This is a genomic window from Piscinibacter sp. XHJ-5 (assembly GCF_029855045.1).
GTDB lineage: Bacteria > Pseudomonadota > Gammaproteobacteria > Burkholderiales > Burkholderiaceae_C > Albitalea.
On the sequence record NZ_CP123228.1, the window covers coordinates 4,253,539 to 4,274,615 of the forward strand.

At 69.3% G+C, this 21,077-nt stretch carries 19 protein-coding genes and 2 pseudogenes; 15 read left to right on the forward strand and 6 right to left on the reverse strand.

From position 1 onward, the window contains the following. Window positions 1-5 precede the first annotated feature (5 nt). The 3 genes from gmk to P7V53_RS20080 all read left to right on the forward strand — a co-directional run bounded on the left by gmk (window position 6) and on the right by P7V53_RS20080 (window position 3,233). Window positions 6-626 carry a guanylate kinase gene (gmk, locus tag P7V53_RS20070; RefSeq protein ID WP_280151282.1) on the forward strand — a complete coding sequence of 207 codons (621 nt, stop codon included), beginning with the start codon at window positions 6-8 and terminating at the stop codon, window positions 624-626. A gap of 21 nt (window positions 627-647) precedes the next feature. Beyond that, window positions 648-851: a DNA-directed RNA polymerase subunit omega gene (gene rpoZ / locus P7V53_RS20075; protein ID WP_280151283.1), complete on the forward strand. Its 204-nt coding sequence runs from the start codon at window positions 648-650 to the stop codon at window positions 849-851. Window positions 852-953: 102 nt separating this feature from the next. After that, complete coding sequence (locus P7V53_RS20080) at window positions 954-3,233, forward strand: bifunctional (p)ppGpp synthetase/guanosine-3',5'-bis(diphosphate) 3'-pyrophosphohydrolase (RefSeq protein WP_280151284.1); 2,280 nt, start codon at window positions 954-956, stop codon at window positions 3,231-3,233. On the opposite strand, the gene greB is transcribed toward P7V53_RS20080, so the two are convergent. The 4 genes from greB to phaP all read right to left on the reverse strand — a co-directional run bounded on the left by greB (window position 3,223) and on the right by phaP (window position 4,985). Further along, window positions 3,223-3,780, reverse strand: a complete 558-nt coding sequence (gene greB / locus P7V53_RS20085) for a transcription elongation factor GreB (RefSeq protein WP_280151285.1) — start codon at window positions 3,778-3,780, stop codon at window positions 3,223-3,225. The two genes, P7V53_RS20080 and greB, sit on opposite strands and share 11 nt — an antisense overlap. Window positions 3,781-3,934: 154 nt before the next feature. Beyond that, a complete protein-coding gene (locus P7V53_RS20090; protein ID WP_280151286.1) occupies window positions 3,935-4,084 on the reverse strand; it encodes a hypothetical protein in 150 nt (49 codons plus the stop codon). Window positions 4,085-4,094: 10 nt separating this feature from the next. After that, on the reverse strand, window positions 4,095-4,325 hold the full coding sequence (locus P7V53_RS20095; protein ID WP_280151287.1) for a hypothetical protein: 231 nt from the start codon (window positions 4,323-4,325) through the stop codon (window positions 4,095-4,097). 114 nt (window positions 4,326-4,439) lie between these two features. After that, a complete protein-coding gene (gene phaP / locus P7V53_RS20100; RefSeq protein ID WP_280151288.1) occupies window positions 4,440-4,985 on the reverse strand; it encodes a TIGR01841 family phasin in 546 nt (181 codons plus the stop codon). 280 nt (window positions 4,986-5,265) lie between these two features. Between phaP and P7V53_RS20105 the strand changes: the two genes are divergently transcribed. Then, window positions 5,266-7,161 (forward strand): ExeM/NucH family extracellular endonuclease, encoded by a 1,896-nt coding sequence (locus P7V53_RS20105; protein WP_280151289.1) that lies wholly within the window; start codon window positions 5,266-5,268, stop codon window positions 7,159-7,161. Here P7V53_RS20105 and P7V53_RS20110 read toward each other — a convergent pair. Then, on the reverse strand, window positions 7,088-7,477 hold the full coding sequence (locus P7V53_RS20110) for a hypothetical protein (RefSeq protein ID WP_280151290.1): 390 nt from the start codon (window positions 7,475-7,477) through the stop codon (window positions 7,088-7,090). The two genes, P7V53_RS20105 and P7V53_RS20110, sit on opposite strands and share 74 nt — an antisense overlap. Before the next feature lie 84 nt (window positions 7,478-7,561). Further along, window positions 7,562-8,450: pseudogene (locus tag P7V53_RS20115) on the reverse strand (LysR substrate-binding domain-containing protein). A gap of 159 nt (window positions 8,451-8,609) precedes the next feature. On the opposite strand from P7V53_RS20115, the pseudogene P7V53_RS20120 reads away from it, so the two are divergent. The 11 genes and pseudogenes from P7V53_RS20120 to P7V53_RS20170 form a co-directional block, all read left to right on the forward strand. Then, window positions 8,610-9,917: pseudogene (locus P7V53_RS20120) on the forward strand (3-hydroxyacyl-CoA dehydrogenase NAD-binding domain-containing protein); the annotation flags it as partial. Window positions 9,918-9,928: 11 nt separating this feature from the next. Further along, window positions 9,929-11,137, forward strand: coding sequence for an acyl-CoA dehydrogenase family protein (locus P7V53_RS20125; RefSeq protein ID WP_280151291.1), 1,209 nt, complete (start codon window positions 9,929-9,931; stop codon window positions 11,135-11,137). A 52-nt stretch (window positions 11,138-11,189) separates the two neighbouring features. Continuing rightward, complete coding sequence (locus P7V53_RS20130; RefSeq protein WP_280151292.1) at window positions 11,190-12,323, forward strand: acyl-CoA dehydrogenase family protein; 1,134 nt, start codon at window positions 11,190-11,192, stop codon at window positions 12,321-12,323. Between the two features lie 31 nt (window positions 12,324-12,354). After that, entirely contained in the window at window positions 12,355-14,205 is a 1,851-nt protein-coding gene (locus P7V53_RS20135; protein WP_280151293.1) for an acyl-CoA synthetase, read from the forward strand. Window positions 14,206-14,222: 17 nt separating this feature from the next. Then, entirely contained in the window at window positions 14,223-15,218 is a 996-nt protein-coding gene (locus tag P7V53_RS20140; RefSeq protein ID WP_280151294.1) for a tripartite tricarboxylate transporter substrate binding protein, read from the forward strand. A 92-nt stretch (window positions 15,219-15,310) separates the two neighbouring features. Further along, window positions 15,311-16,678: an NAD-dependent succinate-semialdehyde dehydrogenase gene (locus P7V53_RS20145; RefSeq protein WP_280151295.1), complete on the forward strand. Its 1,368-nt coding sequence runs from the start codon at window positions 15,311-15,313 to the stop codon at window positions 16,676-16,678. 20 nt (window positions 16,679-16,698) lie between these two features. Beyond that, on the forward strand, window positions 16,699-17,295 hold the full coding sequence (locus P7V53_RS20150; RefSeq protein WP_280151296.1) for a hypothetical protein: 597 nt from the start codon (window positions 16,699-16,701) through the stop codon (window positions 17,293-17,295). 71 nt (window positions 17,296-17,366) lie between these two features. Continuing rightward, window positions 17,367-18,947, forward strand: a complete 1,581-nt coding sequence (gene kaiC / locus P7V53_RS20155; protein WP_280151297.1) for a circadian clock protein KaiC — start codon at window positions 17,367-17,369, stop codon at window positions 18,945-18,947. Then, on the forward strand, window positions 18,944-19,273 hold the full coding sequence (locus P7V53_RS20160; protein WP_280151298.1) for a circadian clock KaiB family protein: 330 nt from the start codon (window positions 18,944-18,946) through the stop codon (window positions 19,271-19,273). Before kaiC ends, P7V53_RS20160 begins: the two co-directional genes overlap by 4 nt. Beyond that, window positions 19,270-19,617 carry a circadian clock KaiB family protein gene (locus P7V53_RS20165; protein ID WP_280151299.1) on the forward strand — a complete coding sequence of 116 codons (348 nt, stop codon included), beginning with the start codon at window positions 19,270-19,272 and terminating at the stop codon, window positions 19,615-19,617. The genes P7V53_RS20160 and P7V53_RS20165 overlap by 4 nt, the downstream gene beginning before the upstream one ends. Next, window positions 19,614-20,999: a PAS domain-containing sensor histidine kinase gene (locus P7V53_RS20170; RefSeq protein ID WP_280151300.1), complete on the forward strand. Its 1,386-nt coding sequence runs from the start codon at window positions 19,614-19,616 to the stop codon at window positions 20,997-20,999. Before P7V53_RS20165 ends, P7V53_RS20170 begins: the two co-directional genes overlap by 4 nt. The last annotated feature ends 78 nt before the right edge of the window (window positions 21,000-21,077 follow it).

The following is a 21,077-nucleotide window of genomic DNA, read 5'->3' on the forward strand; positions in this document are numbered from 1 at the left end:
GAGCCATGGAATACCCCGGCAATCTATTCGTCGTCGCCGCGCCCAGCGGCGCGGGCAAATCGAGCCTCGTCAAGTCGCTGCTGGAACTCGATTCGCACCTGATCGTCTCGGTGTCCCACACCACGCGCAAGCCGCGCGGACAGGAACAGGACGGCCGTGAATACCACTTCGTCGACGACGCGGTGTTTCGCCGCATGGTCGACGACGGAGCGTTCTTCGAATGGGCCGAGGTGCACGGCCATCTGTACGGGACGTCCAAGGCCGGCGTGCAATCGATGGTGGCCAGCGGGCAGGACGTGGTCCTGGAGATCGACTGGCAGGGCGCGCTGCAGATCAAGAAGCTGTTCCCCAACGCGGTCCTCATCTTCATCCTTCCACCCAGCTACGACGAGCTGGCGCAGCGGCTGAACCGTCGCGGCGAGGACCGGCCGGAAGTCATTGCCCAGCGGCTGGAGAACGCACATCACGAGGTGGCGCAGGCCCGGCACTTCGACTTCGTTATAATCAACGCTTTGTTCGAGATCGCTGTTTTCGATCTGAAGACAGTGGTTCACTCCCAGCGCCTGAAGTACGCCGCCCAGCTTCGCAGCAAGCCGGCCGTCTTCAAGGCCCTCGACCTCAGCTAGACGCCCGTTTGGAGTTGCCACATGGCCCGCATCACCGTCGCAGACTGCCTGATCAAGATTCCGAACCGCTTCCAGCTGGTGTTGGTCGCCACCTACCGCGCCCGCATGCTGAGCCAGGGCCACGCGCCCAAGATCGAGACGAAGAACAAGCCCGGCGTGACGGCGCTGCGCGAGATCGCTGCTGGCGAGGTCGGCCTCGAAATGCTCCGCAAGGTGCCGGTCTGAGCCGGCAAACCCAGCAACAACGGCCCTGCGGGGCCGTTTTTGTTGGCACGGTCTCGGCAATCTCTCGGTGCGACGCCCTGCATTCCACGATAAATTAGGGGGATGGCCTCCCGCTCGTCCGGCACCGCAGTCGCCGAGCCCGTCACCCCGGGCTCCCGGCGCAGCGCTGCCAAGACAGCGGCCAAGCCCAGTGCCGACGCCGCGGCGGCTTCCTTTGCCGCGCTGACCCACAAGCTCGACTATCTCGACGCGGGCGACATCAAGCGGGTGCGTGAGGCCTACCGCTTCGCCGACGAAGCCCACCTCGGCCAGTTCCGCGCCAGCGGCGAGCCCTACATCACCCACCCGATCGCAGTCGCGGGCCTGTGTGCCGACTGGAAACTCGATGCGCAGGCCATCATGGCCGCGCTGATGCACGACGCCATGGAGGACTGCGGCGTCACCAAGGCCGAGCTGATCGAGCGCTTCGGCTCGCCGACCGCCGACCTGGTCGACGGCCTCACCAAACTGGACAAGCTCCAGTTCTCCACCCGCGAGGAGTCGCAGGCCGAGTCGTTCCGCAAGATGCTCCTCGCGATGGCGCGCGACGTGCGCGTCATCCTCGTGAAGCTCGCCGACCGCCTGCACAACATGCGCACGATGGATGCGATGGCCGCCGCCAAGCGCACGCGCATCGCCCGGGAGACGCTCGACATCTATGCGCCGATCGCGCACCGCCTCGGCCTGAACCAGACCTATCGCGAATTGCAGGAGCTGTCGTTCCAGCACCTGCGGCCATGGCGCCACGCAGCGCTGTCCAAGGCCGTGCAGAAGGCGCGCGGCTACCGGCGCGACATCGTCGAGCGCATTCAGCGCGACGTCGAGAAGGCCTTCCACCAGTCCAAGCTCGAGCTGCAGGTGTTCGGCCGCGAGAAGACGCTGTTCTCCATCTACCGCAAGATGCGCGAGAAGCACCTCACCTTCGCGCAGGTCAACGACATCTTCGGTTTTCGCATCGTCGTGCAGACGCTGCCCGAGTGCTATCTCGCGCTCGGCGTGCTGCACCAGCTCTACAAGCCGATGCCCGGCCGCTTCAAGGACTACATCGCGATTCCCAAGGCCAACGGCTACCAGTCGCTGCACACCACGCTGGTGAGCCCGCTGGGCACCGCGGTCGAGTTCCAGATCCGCACCGAACACATGCACGCCGTGGCCGAGAAAGGCATCGCGGCGCACTGGCTCTACAAGTCGAAGGGCGGTGCGGTGCAGGTGCAGGAAGCGCAGCGGCTGGGCGCGATGTGGCTCCAGTCGCTGATCGACATCCAGGACGAGACGCGCGACGCGAGCGAGTTCCTCGAGCACGTGAAGATCGACCTCTTCCCCGACGCTGTCTACGTCTTCACGCCGAAGTCGAAGATCCTGGCGCTGCCGCGGGGAGCGACGCCGGTGGACTTTGCCTACGCGATCCACTCCGATGTCGGCGACCACTGCGTCGCCGCCAAGGTCAACGGCGAGCCCGTGGCGCTGCGCACCGAGCTGCGCAGCGGCGACGTGGTCGAGATCATCGGCGCGCCGGGTGCCAAGCCCAATCCGGCCTGGCTCAACTTCGTGCGTACCGGCCGTGCGCGATCGAAGATCCGTCACTACCTCAAGACGATGGAGCAGGAGGAGTCGCAGGAGCTCGGCTCCAAGATGCTCACGCAGGCGCTGCGCGCCGAGGGCCTCACGATGCCCGGCGACGACACCGAGGAATCGCCGGTGTGGCAGCAGCTCACGCGCTGGAGCGGCAATCGCAGCCGCGAGGAATTGCTGACCGACATCGGCCTCGGCCGCAAGATCGCGACCATCGTCGCCAAGCGCCTCGCACGGCTGCTGGCCGACCGCGGGACGCGCCCCGATGCGGTGACGCTGACGATGGGCCGCTACGCCCACGAGGACAACGATCATGCGCAGGGCATGGTCACCATCGACGGCGCCGAAGGCGCGTCGGTGCAGATGGCACCGTGCTGCCATCCGATTCCCGGTGACGCCATCGTCGGCTACCTGGGCCGCGGCGAGGGCCTCGTGATCCACACCGCGGAGTGCGGCATCGGCAAGCGCCTGTACGAGCGCGACAGCGAGCGCTGGATGCAGGTCGACTGGGCCGAACAGCCGACGCGGGCATTCGAGACGGGTGTCACGGTCCTGGTCAAGAACGGCAAGGGGGTTCTGGCGCAGGTGGCTGCGGCAGTCGCTGCCGCCGAAGCCGACATCACGCACATCGACATGGGCGACGAGCCGGCCGCGCAGACGACCGAGCTGCGCCTGCTGCTGAGCGTTCGCGACCGGCTGCATCTGGCCGAGGTGATGCGAACGCTGAAGCGCTCGTCGCTCGTGCTGCGCGTCGCCCGCGTCAAGCCTTAGGGTATTTCACCTCGACGACCTCGATCCGCTCCACGCCGCCCGGCGTGACGAGCGACACCTCGTCGCCCACCCTCGCCTTCAGCAAGGCACGCGAGATCGGCGCGATCCAGCTCACCTCGCCGTGGCTGCTGTCCGCCTCGTCGATGCCCTTGATCGTGATCGTGCGTTCGTCGCCGGCTTCGTTGGAGTAGGTCACCGTCGCGCCGAAGAACACCTGATCGTGTCCATGGTGCACCGAGGGATCGACCACCTCCGCGATGTCCAGGCGCTTGGTCAGGAAGCGGATGCGCCGGTCGATCTCGCGCAGCCGCTTCTTGCCATACAGGTAGTCGCCGTTCTCCGAGCGGTCGCCATTCTTCGCCGCCCACGAGACCACCTCGACCACCTTCGGCCGCTCGACGTCGAGCAGCGACATCAGCTCCTCGCGCAGGCGCGCGTAGCCCTGCGGGGTGACGTAGTTCTTGCCGCCGGGCGGCAATGCGGGCAACGAGACTTCGTCGTCATCGTCGTCGCTGCGCTCGCTCTCGCGGGTGAAGGCCTTGTTCATCGCCGTTCGTCTCGTGGCTGTCTCCAACGGAGATTGTCCGTATCCGGCGGGCGTCGTCCGATGGTGGCAGCTTGACCCCAGTGGGGTGTACGAAATGGCGATCGCCCTGCCGGCCAAGCAGACGGCGCTGGCGACGCGGTCCCCGGATCGCCGGCTAGGTCACGGGTTGCCGCCAGACCGCGGCCACCACGACCGCCGCGACGACGGCGCCGAGGAGGATGAGCCAGACCGCGGCGCTGCGCCGCTTGGCCTTGTCCCGAAACAGGCTGCGGTCGCTGGGCCAATAGAACGGTCGCTTGTGCATGCGCTTGACCTCAGCGTAGGGAATCGATGAAGCCGACGACCAGGCTGCGGACGTGTTCGGCGAGATCCTCGTCGCCCAGCTGTCGTTCCAGCAATCCGCGGGCGAGCACGCTCACGAGCCGGCTGTCGCGATAGATGCGGGCGCTCCAGATCTCCGCTCCACCGGGTCTGATCGTCAGGATGTACGTGTGTTCCGCGCCGCTGCTCGCGCCGACACAGCTGCCCTTGAGCGTTTCGTTCATGTCCGAGGTCGGCGCTTCGCCCCCCGCGAAGCGCGTGGACCGCCGCTGCTGCGACGGCCCACGAAGATTGCAATGGAGCGGCACGGCCCCGTGGCCCGCGCCGCAGGCCACCCGTCAGGCGGCTCGCTTGGCGCGCGCGCCGGCTGCCTTGGCCGCCGTGGCGGTCGCAGCCTGCACGTTCGCCTCGGTGGCTTCGGCGGCCTGCTTGACGGCCTTCTGCAGGGCCTCGTAGGCGCCGTTGGCGGCGGAGACCGCCGATTGCATGAAGGCGATGGCATTCTCGCTGCCGGCCGGGGCGTTCTTCACGGCGGCGTCGAACGAGGAGATCAGCGTCTTCTGCGCTTCAGCCGCGGCGCTTTCGGCGATCTGGGCGACTTCGGTGTTGGTGGCCGAGACGATGTCGTACACCCGACGGCTGTACGCCGTCAGCTTTTCCACCGTGGGCTGCACGCCGGTCGCCTGGAAGGCGAGGAGCTGCTGCGGATCGCGCACCGACAGGGCGCCGCTCGCCGCTTCGGCGATTTCGGACAGCGCGGCCTTGCCGGTCTGCAGGTTGAGCTCGACGAGCTTCTCGAGACCTTCGTAGGCCTTGGCGGTGGCGCCGAAAACGGTACCGAGTTGCGCTTTCTGGGCGGCGATGACTTGTTCGACGGTCAGCATGGTGGGGCTCGCTTGTGAAGTGTGGGAAGGGGTATCAATATGTTGCACTGCAACATGACCCCATTCTAGAGGCAGAAGGCGACCGATTCAAGGCGATTTGCTGCGATGCATCAAACAGCTTCCGATGGGCGTGGTGCTGGGGTTGATAGCACATCACGCCGGACGCTCGGCGGCGTCGTTTCATCTTCTGGTTCCCGAAACCTTCCGCACCATGGTCACGCCCGCGCGGCTTCCATCAGCCCCGAGCCGGACGATGACGGGACCGACTTCGAATTTCTGCGTGCAAGCCTCGATCGCCGCCGCGCTGCTGGCGTCGGGCGGCCTCGCCTGCAGTGCCGCCGATTCCAACGGCCGCTTCACCAGGGTCGCGGTGACACCGATCTACACCATCCAGGGCACGGGCAGCATGAGCCCGCTGGCCGGCAGGATCGTCACGACGAGCGGGGTGGTCACCAAGGTCAACGACAACGGGTACTTCCTGCAGGACATCGCAGGCGACGGCAATCCCGCCACGTCGGACGGCATCTTCGTGTTCACCGGCGCCGCGCCCAGGGTGGCCGCCGGACAGCGTCTGCAGGTGACGGCACGCGTGACCGAGTTCAACACGGGCGCGGCGAGCAATGCGCAGACGGCCGCCCATCCGGTCACCGAGCTCACCGGCGTGTCCGCGCAAAGGCTGCTCGGCTCGGGGTTCGGCATCGCGCCGACACCGATCGCGCTGCCGCAAACGACCAGCGGCGAGCTGGAGCGCTACGAAGGCATGCTCGTGCGCATTGCCGCGCCGCTCACGGTGTCGCAGAACCACTTCCAGGGACGTTTCGGCCAGGTGACCCTGTCGGCCGGCGGTCGGCTCGAGGCACCGACCAACCGCCATCGTCCCGGCACGTCGGCGGCACGCGCGCTGGCCGAGCTCAATGGGCGCAGCAGCATCGTGCTCGACGACGGCAGCAGCCTGCAGCATCCCCACCCGATTCCGTACATCGGCCTTGCCAACACCCTTCGTTCCGGTGACACGGTGCGCGGCCTCGTCGGCGTCATCGACTACGGCCTCGCCACCGACAGCAGCGCGGGGCCCGCCGCCTACCGCCTGCACCCGACGGTCGCCCCGATCGTCACGCGCGACAACCCTCGCCGCGCCGCGCCTGCGGTTGGCGGCAACGTCAAGCTGGCGAGCTTCAACCTGCAGAACTACTTCACGACGCTCGACGACGGCGCGCGCGGCTGCTTCCCGAGCAACACACGCAGCGACTGCCGCGGCGCTGACAGCGGCGCCGAGTTCAAGCGCCAGCGCACGAAGATCATCGAGGCGATTGCCGCCATCGATGCCGACGCTGTCGGCCTGATGGAGATGGAGAACAACGGCAGCACCGCCCTCGACGACCTGGTCGAGGGCCTCAACGCCAGGCTCGGCGCGGGGACGTACGCCGCGGTGCCGGTCAGGGCCTCGGCCACCGGCACCGATGCGATCAAGGTGGCGATGATCCACAAGCCGGCGCGGCTGGCGCGCCTGGGCGCGGCGCGGTCCGACGCCAACCCGGTGCACCAGCGGCCGCCGCTGGCGCAGACTTTTGCGGCCGCCAACGGCGAGGTCTTCACGCTGGTGGTGAACCACTTCAAGTCCAAGCGCTGCAACGGCGCCACCGGCGCCGACCTCGACCAGGGCGACGGCCAGGGCTGCTTCAACGCCACCCGGGTCCGGCAGGCCAAGGCCCTGCATGCCTTCATCGCCAGCTTGCAAGCCAGCAGCGGCGACCCGGACGTGATCGCCATCGGCGACCTGAACTCCTACGCCAAGGAGGACCCCGTCGTCGCGCTCACCGAGGCAGGCTGCGTCGACCAGGCCGCGCGCTTCGCGAGCTTCGGCTACTCGCATGTCTTCGACGGCGCCGCAGGCCGGCTCGACCATGCGCTGGCCACGCCGTCGCTGAGCGCCCAGGTCAGCGGCGCGACCGAGTGGCACATCAACGCCGACGAGCCGTCGGTCATCGACTACAACCTCGAGTTCAAGCCGCAGGACCTCTACACGCCGTCGCCGTACCGCTCCAGCGACCACGACCCGTTGGTGATCGGCCTGACCCTGCGCGCAGAACAGCCTGCGCTGATCAGGCGCCGGCGGACGCGGACGACTTCGCCGCGTCGGCTGCCCCCTTGCCGCCCTTCGGTCGTCCGGTCTTGATCGGCGGCACCGCTGCGAGCGCCTGCAGCAGCGCGGCGTCGGGCATTGCCGCCAGCGCCTTCAGCCCGGCGCGAAGCAACTCGCTTTTCTTGGCCAGCCGCCCCAGCTTGCCGGCGCGCAGTTTCAGCGCATCGATCACCGCGTACTCGTCCTTCGGGATCGTGAAGCTGTCACGCACGAGCTTGCGCTTCGCCGGCTTGGCCGCCTCGACGACGGGTGCCGCGGCAGCGGCGGGCTTGGCGGCCGGGCGCTTTCGCGCCAGCGCCTTGGCGGCGGCCTTGCGCGGCGCGGCGCGCTTTGCCGTGGTGGATGCCATGGTGTTCTCCGGAAATTGTGCAAACGGTATATACAGTTTATCCGTTGCGCCCCGGATCGGCAAGCGCGGCGCCGACTGGCCGGCTCAGGCGGGCGTGGCGCCTCGCGCCCGGGCCAGCATGAATTCGATGAAGGTGCCCGCCGCGCGGGTCTGGTGGCGGTTGGGCATGTACAGCATGAACATCTGCGTTCCGAAGATGCTCAGCCGCCAGCGGTCCAGCGCGGTGAGGACGTCGCCGCGCTCGACGGCGTCGCGCACCACGTAGTCGGGCACCAGCCCGACGCCCAGTCCGGCGAGGATGGCCTGGCGCAGGAAGGGAAAGTGCTCGGAGATCAGCGTCGGCTCGAGCGTCACCTCCTGCCGCTCGTCGCCCAGATACGCCGACACGCGCAGCTGCCGGCCGATGACGCCCGAGGTGATCAGCGGGGCGGTGCGCAGCTCGTCCAGCTCCACCGGCAGCCCGTTGGACTCGGCATACGCCCGCGACGCGCAGGCCACGTAGCGAACCGAACCGAGCTCGCGCGCCACCAGCGTCTGCGGCGGCTCGGCCATCACGCGGATCGCGATGTCGACCCTCCTCGCGCAGCAGGTCGTCGACGCGGTTCTCGAAGCGCACGTCGAGCACGATGGCCGGGTACTCGCGCTTGAAGTCGATCAGCCAATCGCTCATCACCATCTGCCCGTAGCCGCTGGGCACGCTCAGGCGCACGCGGCCCGACAGCGTCTGGCCCAGCGTGGACACCGACTCGCGTGCCGCGCGCAGCTCGTTCTGGATGCTGCGTCCGTGCTGATACAGGCGAAGCCCGATCTCGGTGGGCTCCACGCGCCGCACCAGCTGAACGCCGACGGCGCGCTCGAGCTGGTTGAGGTGGTAGCTGACGTTGGCGCGGCTCATGTGGAGCTTGCGCGCGGCCTGGCTGAGGTTGCCGGCGTCCAGGATGTCGACCAGCAGGGTCAGCGCGGCGAGATCCATGTCGATGTCAAGCTCCGACTGTCAAATGCTTTTGGACAGAATGTCAATCGCCGCGGGGATTGTCAAGAATGTTGCGCGGCCAAACAATCACCGGCTTCGCCATAGCAGGAGACCAGCATGGCCCCTTCCCCGACCGCTCCCGCCACCGATGACCCGGCGCAAGCCGCCGCCCTCGCCCACGCCGCCTTCGCCGAACGCGCGGCCCTCACCGCCCCCCAGGCGCGCGCTGCGGCGCCGAGGCGCATCGATGCCGCCGGCGTGGTCGGCGGCGGCACCATGGGCGCCGGCATCGCCGTCGCGATGCTCGACGCCGGCCTGCCGGTGACCATGGTCGAGCGCGATGCCGAAAGCCTGGCGCGCGGCCGTGCCAACGTCGAGAAGGTCTACGACGCGCAGGTCGCCAAGGGCCGCATCACCGACGACACCCGAGTCGCCCTGATGGCGCGCTTCAGCGGTGCCGTCACCTACGACGCGCTGAGCCACGTCGACCTCGTGGTCGAGGCGGTGTTCGAGGACATGGCGGTCAAGCAGGCGGTGTTCGCCGAGCTCGACCGCGTGTGCAAGCGCGGCGCGGTGCTGGCCACCAACACCTCGTACCTCGACATCGACAAGATCGCCGCCGGCACCTCGCGGCCCGGCGACGTGCTGGGCCTGCATTTCTTCTCGCCGGCACACATCATGAAGCTGCTCGAGATCGTCGTGCCGGCGCAGGTGTCCGACGACGTCGTCGCCACCGCCTTCGAGCTGGCCAGGCGGCTGCGCAAGCTGCCGGTGGCCGCAGGGGTGTGCGACGGCTTCATCGGCAACCGAATCCTGGCCGTCATGCGCAGTGCCGCCGACCACATGATCGAAGACGGCGCCTCGCCCTACCAGATCGACCGCGCGCTGCGCGAGTTCGGCTTTGCCATGGGACCGTACCAGGTGGCCGACCTCGCCGGCGGCGACATCGGCTGGGCCACGCGCAAGCGCCGCGCCGTCACGCGCGACCCGCGGGCGCGCTACGTGCAGATCCCCGACCGGCTGTGCGAGCGCGGCTGGTTCGGGCAGAAGACGCGGCGCGGCTGGTACCTCTATCCCGAGGGGTCGCGCACCGGCGTCGAGGATCCGGAAGTGCTGGCCATCATCGATGCCGAGCGCCAGCGCGCCGGCGTGACGCCGCGCCGCTTCGAGGACGGGGAGATCGTGCGCCGCTACCTGGCCGCGATGGCCAACGAAGGCGCCAACGTCGTGCACGAGCGCATCGCGACGCGGCCGCTCGACGTGGACCTCGTGTTCCTGTCGGGCTACGGCTTCCCGCGCCACCGCGGCGGGCCGATGTACCACGCCGATCGCGTGGGCCTGCCCGAGGTGCTGGCCGACATTCGCGGCTTCGCCCAGCAGGACCCGCTGTTCTGGAAGCCGTCGCCGCTGCTGGTCGACCTGGTCGAGCGCGGCGCCGACTTCGCGAGCCTCAACCCGTCCGCCTGAGCGAGACCGTCATGGACCTGCGCTTCACTGCCGAGGAGGAGGCGTTCCGCGACGAGGTGCGGACCTTCCTTGCCGACAAGCTTCCCGACCGCCTGCGCGACAAAGTGCGCACCGGCAAGCATCTGGCCAAGGCCGACATGCAGCAGTGGCACGCGCTGCTCAACGAGCGCGGCTGGCTCGCCAACCACTGGCCCGAGGAGTGGGGCGGCCCCGGCTGGAACGCCGTCCAGAAGTTCATCTTCGAGCACGAGTGCTGCCTGGCGGGCGCGCCGCGCATCGTGCCCTTCGGCGTCAACATGCTGGGGCCGGTGCTGATCAAGTACGGCACCGAGGCGCAGAAGCGCCGCTGGCTGCCGCGCATCCTCGACGGCTCCGACTGGTGGTGCCAGGGCTACTCCGAGCCGGGGGCGGGCTCGGACCTGGCTTCGGTGAAGACGAGCGCGGTGCGCGCACATGACCCGCAGGGCGAGCACTACATCGTCAACGGCCAGAAGACGTGGACCACGCTGGGCCAGCACGCCAACATGATCTTCTGCCTGGTGCGCACCTCGCGCGACAGCAAGAAGCAGGAAGGCATCAGCTTCCTGCTGGTCGACATGGCATCGCCCGGCGTCGAGGTGCGGCCCATCATCACGCTCGACGGCGAGCATGAGGTCAACGAGGTGTTCTTCACCGACGTGCGCGTGCCGGCGGAGAACCTGGTCGGCGAGGAGAACAAGGGCTGGACCTGCGCCAAGTACCTGCTGACCTACGAACGCACCAACATCGCCGGCATCGGTTTCTCGGTGGCGGCGCTCGATCGGCTGAAGCGCATCGCCGCCACGCAGACGAAGAACGGCCGCCCGCTCGCCGACGACCCGCTGTTCGCGGCCCGGCTCGCGCGCGTCGAGATCGAGCTGGAGAACATGAAGACCACCAACCTGCGCGTCATCGCCGCCGTGCAGGGCGGCGGCGTACCCGGCGCCGAGAGCTCGATGCTGAAGATCCGCGGCACCGAGATCCGCCAGGAGCTGTCGTCGCTGACGCGCCGCGCGATGGGCCCGTACGCCCAGCCCTTCATCGCCGAGGCACTGGAGGAAGGCTACGCGGGCGAGCCGGTGGGACCGGCCGACGCGGCGAGCGCCGCAAGCCAGTACTTCAACAACCGCAAGCTGTCGATCTTCGGCGGCTCGAACGAGATCCAGCGCAACATCATCTCCAAGATGATCCTCGGGTTGTAGGTCGGCACCCACCGCCTGCGGTTGACCGCCGCAGCCCTCGAGAAAGACGCAAATGCATTTCGAACACACGGAAGACCGACGCATGCTGGCCGATACGCTCGGCCGCTTCGTGAAGGAGCAGTACGGCTTCGAGGCGCGCGATCGCATCGCCCGCTCGGGCGAGGGCTACAGCGCGCAGATGTGGCGCCGCTTCGCCGATCTCGGGGTGATCGGTGCCCTGTTCGACGAAGCCCACGGCGGCTTCGGCGGCGCAGGCTTCGACATCGCGGTGGTCTTCGAGGCGCTGGGCCGCGGACTCGTCGTCGAGCCCTTTCTCGGCAGCGCGGTGCTGGCCGGCGGCGCCATCGCCGAAGCGGGCAGCGAAGCGCAGCAGGCGTGGCTCGCCGAGATCATCAGCGGCAGCGCCGTCGCCGCCTTCGCTCACGGCGAGCCCGACGCGCGCTACGAGCTGTCACGCGTGACGGCGCGCGCCGAGCGCGTGGACGACGGGTGGCTGCTCGACGGCAGCAAGGCCGTGGTGGCGCATGGCGACAGCGCCGATGTCTTCGTCGTGTCGGCGCGGACCGAGGGCGGCGTGGACGACGAGAGCGGGCTGTCGCTGTTCCTCGTTCCGGCCGGGACGGCCGGCGTGTCGCGGCGCGGCTATCCGCTGATCGACGGCGGTCGCGCGGCCGAGCTCACGCTGCGCAAGGTGCGGGTCGAAGCCTCCGCGCTTCTCGGCCAGGCGGGCGCGGGCTACGCGACGATCGAGCGGGTGACCGGCGCCGGCATCCTCGCGCTGTGCGCCGAAGCCATCGGCGCGATGGACGCGGCGAAGGACGCGACGCTCGAATACCTGCGCACGCGCCGCCAGTTCGGCGTGCCGATCGGCAGCTTCCAGGCGCTGCAGCATCGCATGGCCGACCTGCTGCTCGAGGTGGAGCAGGCGCGCTCGGCCGTCATCAATGCGGCCGCGGCGCTGCAAGCCGATCGATTGACGCGCGAGCGAGCGCTGTCGGCCGCCAAGGTCACCATCGGCCGTGTCGGCACGCAGGTCGCCGAGGAATGCATCCAGCTGCACGGCGGCATCGGCATGACCTGGGAGCTGCCGCTCGCGCACTATGCGAAGCGGCTGGTGATGATCGACCACCAGCTCGGCGACGAGGACCACCACCTGGCGCGCTACATCGCGCTCGGCCGCGCCTGAGCCCCACCCTCGCCGGTGCACAGGAGAGCCCATGCCGTTCGCCCCCACGTTTCCCGTGCGCAGCCTCGCCGACGTGCGCCGGCTCGAAGCGGTGCCGTTCGCGCAGGCGGTGCCGGTGCGCAGCACCTACGAGATCTTCAAAAGCTCGGCGCAGGCGTTCGGCGACAAGACCGCGCTCACCTTCCTGCCCGGCGTCGATGAGCAGGCGACCCCCGTCCGATGGACCTATGCCGAGCTGCTGGCCGGCATCCACCAGACAGCCAACCTGCTGCACCGCCTGGGCGTGCAGCCCGCCGACGCGGTGGCCGTGCTGCTGCCGGGCTGCCTCGAGTACCACCTTGCGCTCTGGGGCGGCGAGGCGGCAGCGATCGTGCAGCCGCTCAACCCGCTGCTCAGCGAGGAGAAGCTGGTCTCGCTGATGACCGCCGGCCGGGCCAGGGTGCTGATCGCCTGGGGCGCCGAGGACGAGGCCGGCATGTGGGCCAAGGCGATGCGCATCCGCACGCAGGTGCCGACGCTGCGCACCGTGCTGCGGGTCGCGCCATCGAGCACCGCCCCGCTGCCCGAAGGGGTGCTCGACTTCGCCTCGCTGCGCGAGCGCGAGCCGGACGATCGGCTGGTCAGCGGCCGCGACATCGCGCGCGACGACATCGCGGCGTACTTCCACACCGGCGGCACCACCGGCGCGCCCAAGCTGGCGCGGCACAGCCACGGCGCGCAGGTGTTCACCGCCTGGGCCAGCGTGCAGCTGCAGGGCGTGCAGCCGGACGACGTGGTGATCAACGGCTATCCGCTGTTCCACGTCGCGGGCGTGCTGCCCGGGTCGCTGGCCGCCCTGTCGGCCGGCATGGAAGTGGTGATCCCGACGCACGGGCTGTACCGCAATCGCGAGGTCATCGCGAACTACTGGCGCCTGGTCGAGCGGCATCGCGTGACGGTGCTTTCGGCGGTGCCGACCGTGCTCGCCGCGCTGGCCAACGTGCCGGTGAACGGCGCCGACATCTCCTCGCTGCGCTACTGCCGCACCGGTGCCGCGCCGCTGTCGCCCGAACTCGCCGCACGCTTCGAGCGGCTGTTCGGCCTGCATGTGCACGAGAGCCTCGGCATGACCGAGATGGCCGGCATCTCGACCATCACGCCGCCCGGGGTCCATGCGCCGGCCGGCTGCGTCGGCCTGCGGCTGCCTTATGCGCAGATCCGTATCGTCGCGCTCGACGATCACGGCGGAGCCACCGCGCGCGAGCTGCCGCCAGGCGAGCACGGCATGGTGCTGTTCAAGGCGCCGAACGTGTTCTCCGGCTTCGTCGACGAGGCGGACAACGCCAGAGCCTTCACCGCCGACGGCTGGCTCGCGACCGGCGACCTCGGCTGGCTCGACGACAAGGGCCGCCTGCACCTCACCGGCCGCTCGAAGGACCTCATCATCCGCAGCGGCCACAACATCGACCCCAAGGTGATCGAGGACGCGCTGGGATCGCATCCGGCGGTGCAGCTGTGCGCTGCCGTCGGTGCGCCCGACGCCTACGCCGGCGAGCTGCCGGTGGCGTTCGCGACGCTGGTTCCGGGCGCCTCGGCCACCGAGTCGGAACTGCTCGCCTTCACCGCCGAGCGCGTCGACGAGGCGCCTGCACGCCCCCGGCGCGTCGTCGTCATCGAGCGCATGCCGATGACCAATGTCGGAAAGATCTACAAGCCCGAGCTGCGTGCGATGGCCGCCAGCGCCGTGGCCGAGACGCTCTGCCGGGAGCACGGCGTGGCGCACGCGCAGGTGCGAACCGACCGCGACCAGCGCGTCGTCGTCGCGATCGATGGCGAGCCGCCTGCGGCGCTGCGCGAGGCGCTGGCACGCCTGGGCTTTGCCATCCAACCGACCCGGCGTTGATCGCCAAGGAGACATCGATGAGCGCTTCACTCCCCCGCAGCCTGCGGGCCCTGGCCGTCGCCGCATTCACGCTCGGCGCGGCCGCCGCGGCGCAGGCCCAGGCGGCCTATCCCACCCGGCCGGTGAAGATCGTCGTGCCGTTTGCCCCCGGCGGCGCCACCGACATCCTGGCGCGCCTGCTCGGGGAGAAGATCGCGCCCAGGCTCGGGCAGCCGGTGATCGTCGAGAACAAGGCCGGCGCGGCGGGCATCCTCGGCACCGACGCGGTCGCCAAGGCGACGCCGGACGGCCACACCCTCGTGCTCGGCCTGTCGAACTCGCTGCTGACCAACCAGTTCCTCTACGAGAAGCTGCCGTACGACACGCAGCGCGACCTGGTGCTCGTGACGCAGATCGCGACCGCGCCGCTGCTGCTGGTGGTGCACCCGAGCGTGCCGGCCAGCACCGCCCCCGAGTTGCTGCAGCACATGAGCCGCCAGAAGGGCAAGCTCGCCTACGGCTCGTACGGCGTGGGCGCCTACCCGCACCTGGCCGGCGCTCACATGAGCGACACGCAGAAGGCCGACATGCAACACGTGCCCTACAAGGGCGAGGCGCCGATGATGCAGGACCTGATCGGCGGCCAGATCCAGATGGCCTTCGCGAGCGCGCTTCAGGCCAAGCCGCAGATCGACGCGGGCAAGCTCAAGGTGCTCGGTGTCACCGGCGACCACCGCATCGCCGTGATGCCCGGCGTGCCCACGCTGGCCGAGCAGGGCCTGAAGGACGAGGCCTACCGCATCACCGGCTGGCTGGCCGTCGCGGCGCCCGCCGGCACGCCGAAGCCGGTGGTCCAGCGCCTGTCCGAGGAACTGCGCGCCGCCTGCGATCAGCCCGACGTGAAGTCGCGCATCGCCGCGATGGGCTTCGAGCTGACGGCCAGCACGCCCGAGGCTTTCGCCGCCACGTACAAGCGCGAGCTGCCGGTGTGGGAGCGGCTGGTGAGGCAGTCAGGCGCCAGGCTGACGGAGTAGGTCCGAACGACCGGGCGCCGCCGCGCCGGGAACGTCGATTGCCCGTTGCCTCGCTGGCGGCTTTCGCCTGCGACGCGTCGACGAGGTGCACCATGGCGATCGAATCCATCAACCCGGCCACCGGCGACACGCTGCAGCGCTACGACGCGATGCCGCCCGCCGCCGTCGAGGCGGCCATCGCCGAGGCGCATCAGGCCTTCCTGTCCTGGCGCCGCACCTCCTTCGACGAACGCGCACAGCGCATGCGCGCCGTCGCGCGCATGCTGCGCGCCCAGGCCGAGACCTCGGCCCGGCTGATGGCGCAGGAAATGGGCAAGCCGATGCGCGACGGCATCGCCGAGGCGCAGAAATGTGCGCTGTGCTGCGAGTTCTACGCCGAGCACGCCGAGCGGCTGCTCGCGCGCGAGCCGGTGCAGACGGAGGCCCGCTCGAGCTTCGTGGCGTTCAATCCGCTCGGCGTCGTGCTGGCCGTGATGCCGTGGAACTTCCCGTTCTGGCAGGTGTTCCGCTTCGCCGCGCCGGCGCTGATGGCCGGCAACGCCGCGGTGCTGAAGCACGCGTCCAACGTGCCGGGCTGCGCGCTGGCGATCGAGCTGCTGCTGCGCGAAGCCGGCCTGCCGCGGCACCTGCTGCGCACGCTGCTGATCGGAAACGACAGAGTCGATGCCGTCATCGAGCATCCGCTGGTGCGTGCGGTCACGCTCACCGGCAGCGGCAACGCAGGGCGCGCCGTGGCGCGCAAGGCCGGCGAGCTGCTGAAGAAGACGGTGCTGGAGCTGGGCGGCAGCGATCCCTACCTCGTGCTGGAGGACGCCGACCTCGACCTGGCCGCGACGGTCTGCGCCAAGGGCCGGCTGATCAACGGCGGACAGAGCTGCATCGCCGCCAAGCGCTTCATCGTGGTCGAGCCGGTGCGCGCCGAGTTCGAGCAGCGCTTCGTGCAGAAGATGCAGGCGGCCAGGCAGGGCGATCCGCTGCGCATGGAGACCGAGCTGGGGCCGCTCGCGCGGCACGACCTGCGCGAAGCCCTGCACGCGCAGGTCGAGAAGAGCATTGCGCGCGGCGCGCGCTGCCTGCTCGGCGGCCGCATCCCCGACGGTGCCGGCGCCTACTACCCGCCGACGGTGCTGACCGATGTCCGTCCCGGCATGCCGGCCTACGACGAAGAGCTGTTCGGCCCGGTGGCCGCCGTCATTCCGGTCAAGGACGAGGCCCAGGCCGTCGCGACGGCCAACGACTCGGTGTTCGGCCTCGGCGCCGCCGTGATCACGCGCGACACCGCGCGTGGCGAGCGCATCGCCGCCGAGCTGATCGACAGCGGCTGCGTGTTCGTCAACGACTCGGTGCGCTCGGACCCTCGGCTGCCTTTCGGCGGCATCAAGGAAAGCGGGTACGGCCGGGAGCTGGCCGGCTACGGGATCAAGGAATTCGTCAACGTCAAGTCGGTCGTCGTGGCCTAGACGAAGTAGGCTGCGGCGCCATGCAGGGCGAGGTCGACCTCTGGATCAAGCTCGCCTACTCGGCGATGCTGGCGGTCATCGTGCCCGTCTACATCGTCTCGTGGGGCTGGCGCAACTTCCTGTGGTTCTCGGACATCGCGCTCATCGGCACCGGCATCGCCCTGTGGCTGGAAAGCAGCCTCCTGGCCAGCATGATGGCGCTGGCGGTGCTGCTGCCCGAGCTGGTCTGGAACGCCAGCTACTTCGGCCGGCTGCTGTTCGGCGCCCACGTGACCGATCTGGCCGGCTACATGTTCGACCCCGGCAAGTCACGTTTCGTGCGTGCCCTGTCGCTGTTCCATGTCGTCCTGCCGGTGGTGCTGCTGTGGCTGCTGCACGAGCTGGGCTACGACCCGCGCGCGCTGCCGGCGCAGACGGTGCTCGCCTGGCTGGTGCTGCCGCTCACCTATGCGGTGACGACGCCGGCCGACGAGAACATCAACTGGGTGCGCGGCTTCGGCGACACAGCGCAGACCCGCGTGCCGCCGCGGCTGTGGCTGGCGATGCTGATGGCGGCGTTTCCGCTGGTGCTGTACCTGCCCACGCACTTCGTGCTCCAGCGGGTGTTCGGACCGTAGGCGGTGCACCGCGGCGGAGCTTCGGCACGCCGCGCTATGCTGCGCGCTCGGACGAGGAGGAATACCCGCCCATGGCGACCAAACGCACCAAGACGGCGAACGGCGACGACGCGGCACTGGACAAGGCGCCGACCGGCATACCGGGACTCGATGAAATCACCGGCGGCGGACTGCCCCGCGGTCGCCCCACCCTGGTCTGCGGCGCCGCCGGCTGCGGCAAGACCATGCTGGCCGCCGAATTCCTGCTGCGCGGCGCGCTGCAGTTCGGCGAGCCGGGCGTGTTCATGATGTTCGAGGAGAGCGCCGCCGAGCTGACGGTGAACATGCGATCGCTCGGATTCGACCTCGACAAGCTGCAGCGGCAGGGCAAGATCGCCCTCGACCATGTGCACATCGAGCGCAGCGAGATCGAGGAGACCGGCGAATACGACCTCGAAGGGCTGTTCGTCCGCCTCTCGTACGCCATCGAGCGCACGCGGGCCAGGCGCGTCGTGCTCGACACCGTCGAGGCCCTGTTCTCGGGGCTCCCCAACCACGCGGTGCTGCGCTCGGAGCTGCGGCGCCTGTTCCGCTGGCTCAAGGACCGCGGCATGACCGCCGTCATCACCGCCGAACGCGGCGAGAGCTCGATGACGCGCTACGGCCTCGAGGAGTACGTCGCCGACTGCGTGATCCTGCTCGACCACCGCATCCAGGACCAGGTGTCCACCCGCCGGCTGCGGGTGGTGAAGTACCGCGGGTCGCCCCACGGCACCAACGAATATCCCTTCCTGATCGGCCCACAGGGCCTGTCGGTCCTGCCCATCACCTCGCTGCGGCTGGACCACAAGGCGCCGCGGCAGCGGGTGTCCACCGGCATCCCCGCCCTCGACGAGATGCTGGGCGGCCAGGGCCTGTACCGCGGCAGCAGCGTGCTGGTGTCGGGTCCGCCCGGCACCGGCAAGAGCAGCGTCGCGGCGAGCTTCATCAGCGCCGCCTGCGAGCGCGGCGAGCGCGCCCTGCTGTTCGCCTATGAGGAATCGGCGGAGCAGCTGCATCGCAACATGGCCTCCATCGGGCTGGACCTGGCGCGCTGGCAGCGCGCCGGCCTGCTGCACATCCACGCCTCCCGGCCGACCATCTTCGGGCTGGAGCAGCACCTGGTGCTCATGCACGACCTGGTGCGCGACATCCGCCCGTCGGTGGTGGTGGTAGACCCTATCAGCAACCTGACGATGGAGCGTCAGGATACTGCCGTGCGGGGGACCTTGATGCGGCTCATCGATTTCCTGAAGCAGGAGGGGACAACGGCGATGTTCACCAGTCTGACGCAGGACACCGGCACGGCGGTGGCCGAGTCGGAGGTCGGAGTGTCGTCGCTGATGGACACCTGGCTGCTGCTGGTCAACCTCGAAGCCAACGGCGAGCGCACCCGCACCCTCCAGGTGCTGAAGTCGCGCGGCATGGCCCATTCCAACCAGGTGCGCGAGTTCGTCCTGGGCAAGAACGGCATCGACCTGATCGAGGTGTACCGCTCGGGCAGCCAGGTGCTGAGAGGCACGGCCCGCATGTCCGAGCAGGGGCGGGAAGCGCCTGCGCGGCAGGCCGCCGCCCCACGCTCGACCTCGCTGGTCACGCCGCGCGGCCGACGCGCCGGAAAGGCCGTGCGATGACGAGCAGCCCGGCCAGGAAAGCCGTCACGGCCGCCGGCAAGCGGACCGAATGGCAGCTCAAGCTCTATGTCGCCGGACAGACCGCGCGGTCGGTCGCGGCGCTGGAGAACCTGCGCAACATCTGCGAGACGCACCTCGCCGGCCGCTACGAGATCGAGGTGATCGACCTCCTCGTCAATCCGCAGCTGGCTGCCGGAGACCAGATCCTCGCGGTGCCCACGCTGGTGCGCAAGGTCCCCGAGCCCATGCGCAAGATCATCGGCGACCTGTCCAACGAGGAACGCGTGCTCGTCGGACTCGATGTCCGGCCGCTGCGCTCCGCATGAAGAAGCCTGCCGCCCTGGGGAGCCCGGCGCCGGGTGCAGTGCGCCCCGATCCCGAGCGTTTCGCCTTCTCGCTGTATGTGGTCGGCACGACCTCATCGTCGTCGCGCGCCATCGTCAACGTGCGCAAGCTGTGCGAGAAGCATCTGACCGGCCGCTACGACCTCGAGGTGGTCGACCTCACGCTGAATCCGTCGTTGGCGGCGTCGGCCCAGATCATCGCCGCGCCGACGCTCATCAAGCACCAGCCTCCGCCCGAGCGCCGCTTCATCGGCGACATGTCCGACGACGAGCGCATCCTCAGCGGGTTGGGCGTGAAGCGCACGCACCCCGCCGGATCCGAATGAGGCCCGACACCGTGTCGCTCACCGATCGATCGCCACCGCAGACGACGCCGCGCGAGGCGCTGCTCGACGAGATCGAGCAGCTGAAGATCCGCCTGGCGGAAGCCGAGGAAACGCTGCAGGCCATCCGCAACGGCGAGGTCGACGCGCTGGTCGTCGCTGACAAGCTCTACATCGTCGAGGGCATCGAGGCGGCGTCCAACCGCTTCCGCGGCGAAGTGATGGCGCAGATCGACGATGCCGTCATCGCCGTCGACAACGAGCACCGCGTCATCTACTTCAATGCCGCCGCGGAGCGCCAGTACGCCACCGCCGCCTCGGATGCGCTGGGCCATCCGCTGGGCGCGATCTACGAATACCGCTGGCTGCATCCGGGCGACGAGGCGAGTGCCTACGAGGCCCTGCAGTCCACCGGTTCCTGGCGCGGGCGCAACATCCACGTCAAGAAAAGCGGCGAGCAGATCCATGTCGAGTCGACCGTCACGGTCCTGCGCGACGGCGGCGGGTCGCCGTCGGGGCTGCTGGCCGTGGTGCGCGACGTCACCGACCGCGTCCGCGCCGACGAGGCCTACACGGCGCAGCGGCTTGCCGCGGAGCAGGCGCTGCGCGATGCCGACCGGCGCAAGGACGAATTCCTCGCGACGCTGGCGCACGAGCTGCGCAACCCGCTCGCGCCCATCCGCAACGCCTTGCAGCTGATGCAGCTGAGCCCCGACCCGGCCATCCACGAGAACGCACGCAGCATCATCGGCAGGCAGCTGCAGCAGATGGTCCACCTGGTCGACGACCTGCTCGACGTGAGCCGCATCAGCCAGGGCAAGGTCGAGCTGCGCAGGCAGCGCATCGACGTGATCAGCGCGGTGCATGCGGCCATCGAGACCAGCCGGCCACTCATCGACGCCGGCCAGCATGTCCTGGAGATCCGCCTGCCGGCGCCGCGCACCCTGGTGGTCGATGCCGATCTGACCCGCCTGTGCCAGATCATCGCGAACCTGCTGAACAACGCCGCCAAGTACACGCCGCGCGGCGGGCGCATCGAAATCGGCGCCACGCGCGACGGCCCGCATGCCGTGATCTGCGTTCAGGATTCCGGCGTGGGCATCTCGGCCGACATGCTTCCGCGGGTGTTCGACATGTTCGCGCAGGTCGACCGATCGCTCGAGCATTCGCAAGGCGGGCTGGGAATCGGTCTGGCCCTGGTGAAGCGGCTGGTGGAGCTGCATGGCGGCTCGGTCCAGGCGCACAGCGACGGCCCGGGCCTCGGCTCGAAATTCTGCGTGCGCATTCCGCGCGGCCTCGCCGAGCCGACCGACGCCTCGATCCAGGGCACGCCGGGCCTGCTGGACGTCGGCATCCTCGCGCAGCTGCCGCAGTCCAAGGGCTGAAGCGCTCCCCCCTGAAAGTGGATGCGGTTGGTGCACCGCAGGCCCATCCCTGTGCATGCGCGCACCAAGATGTATGTA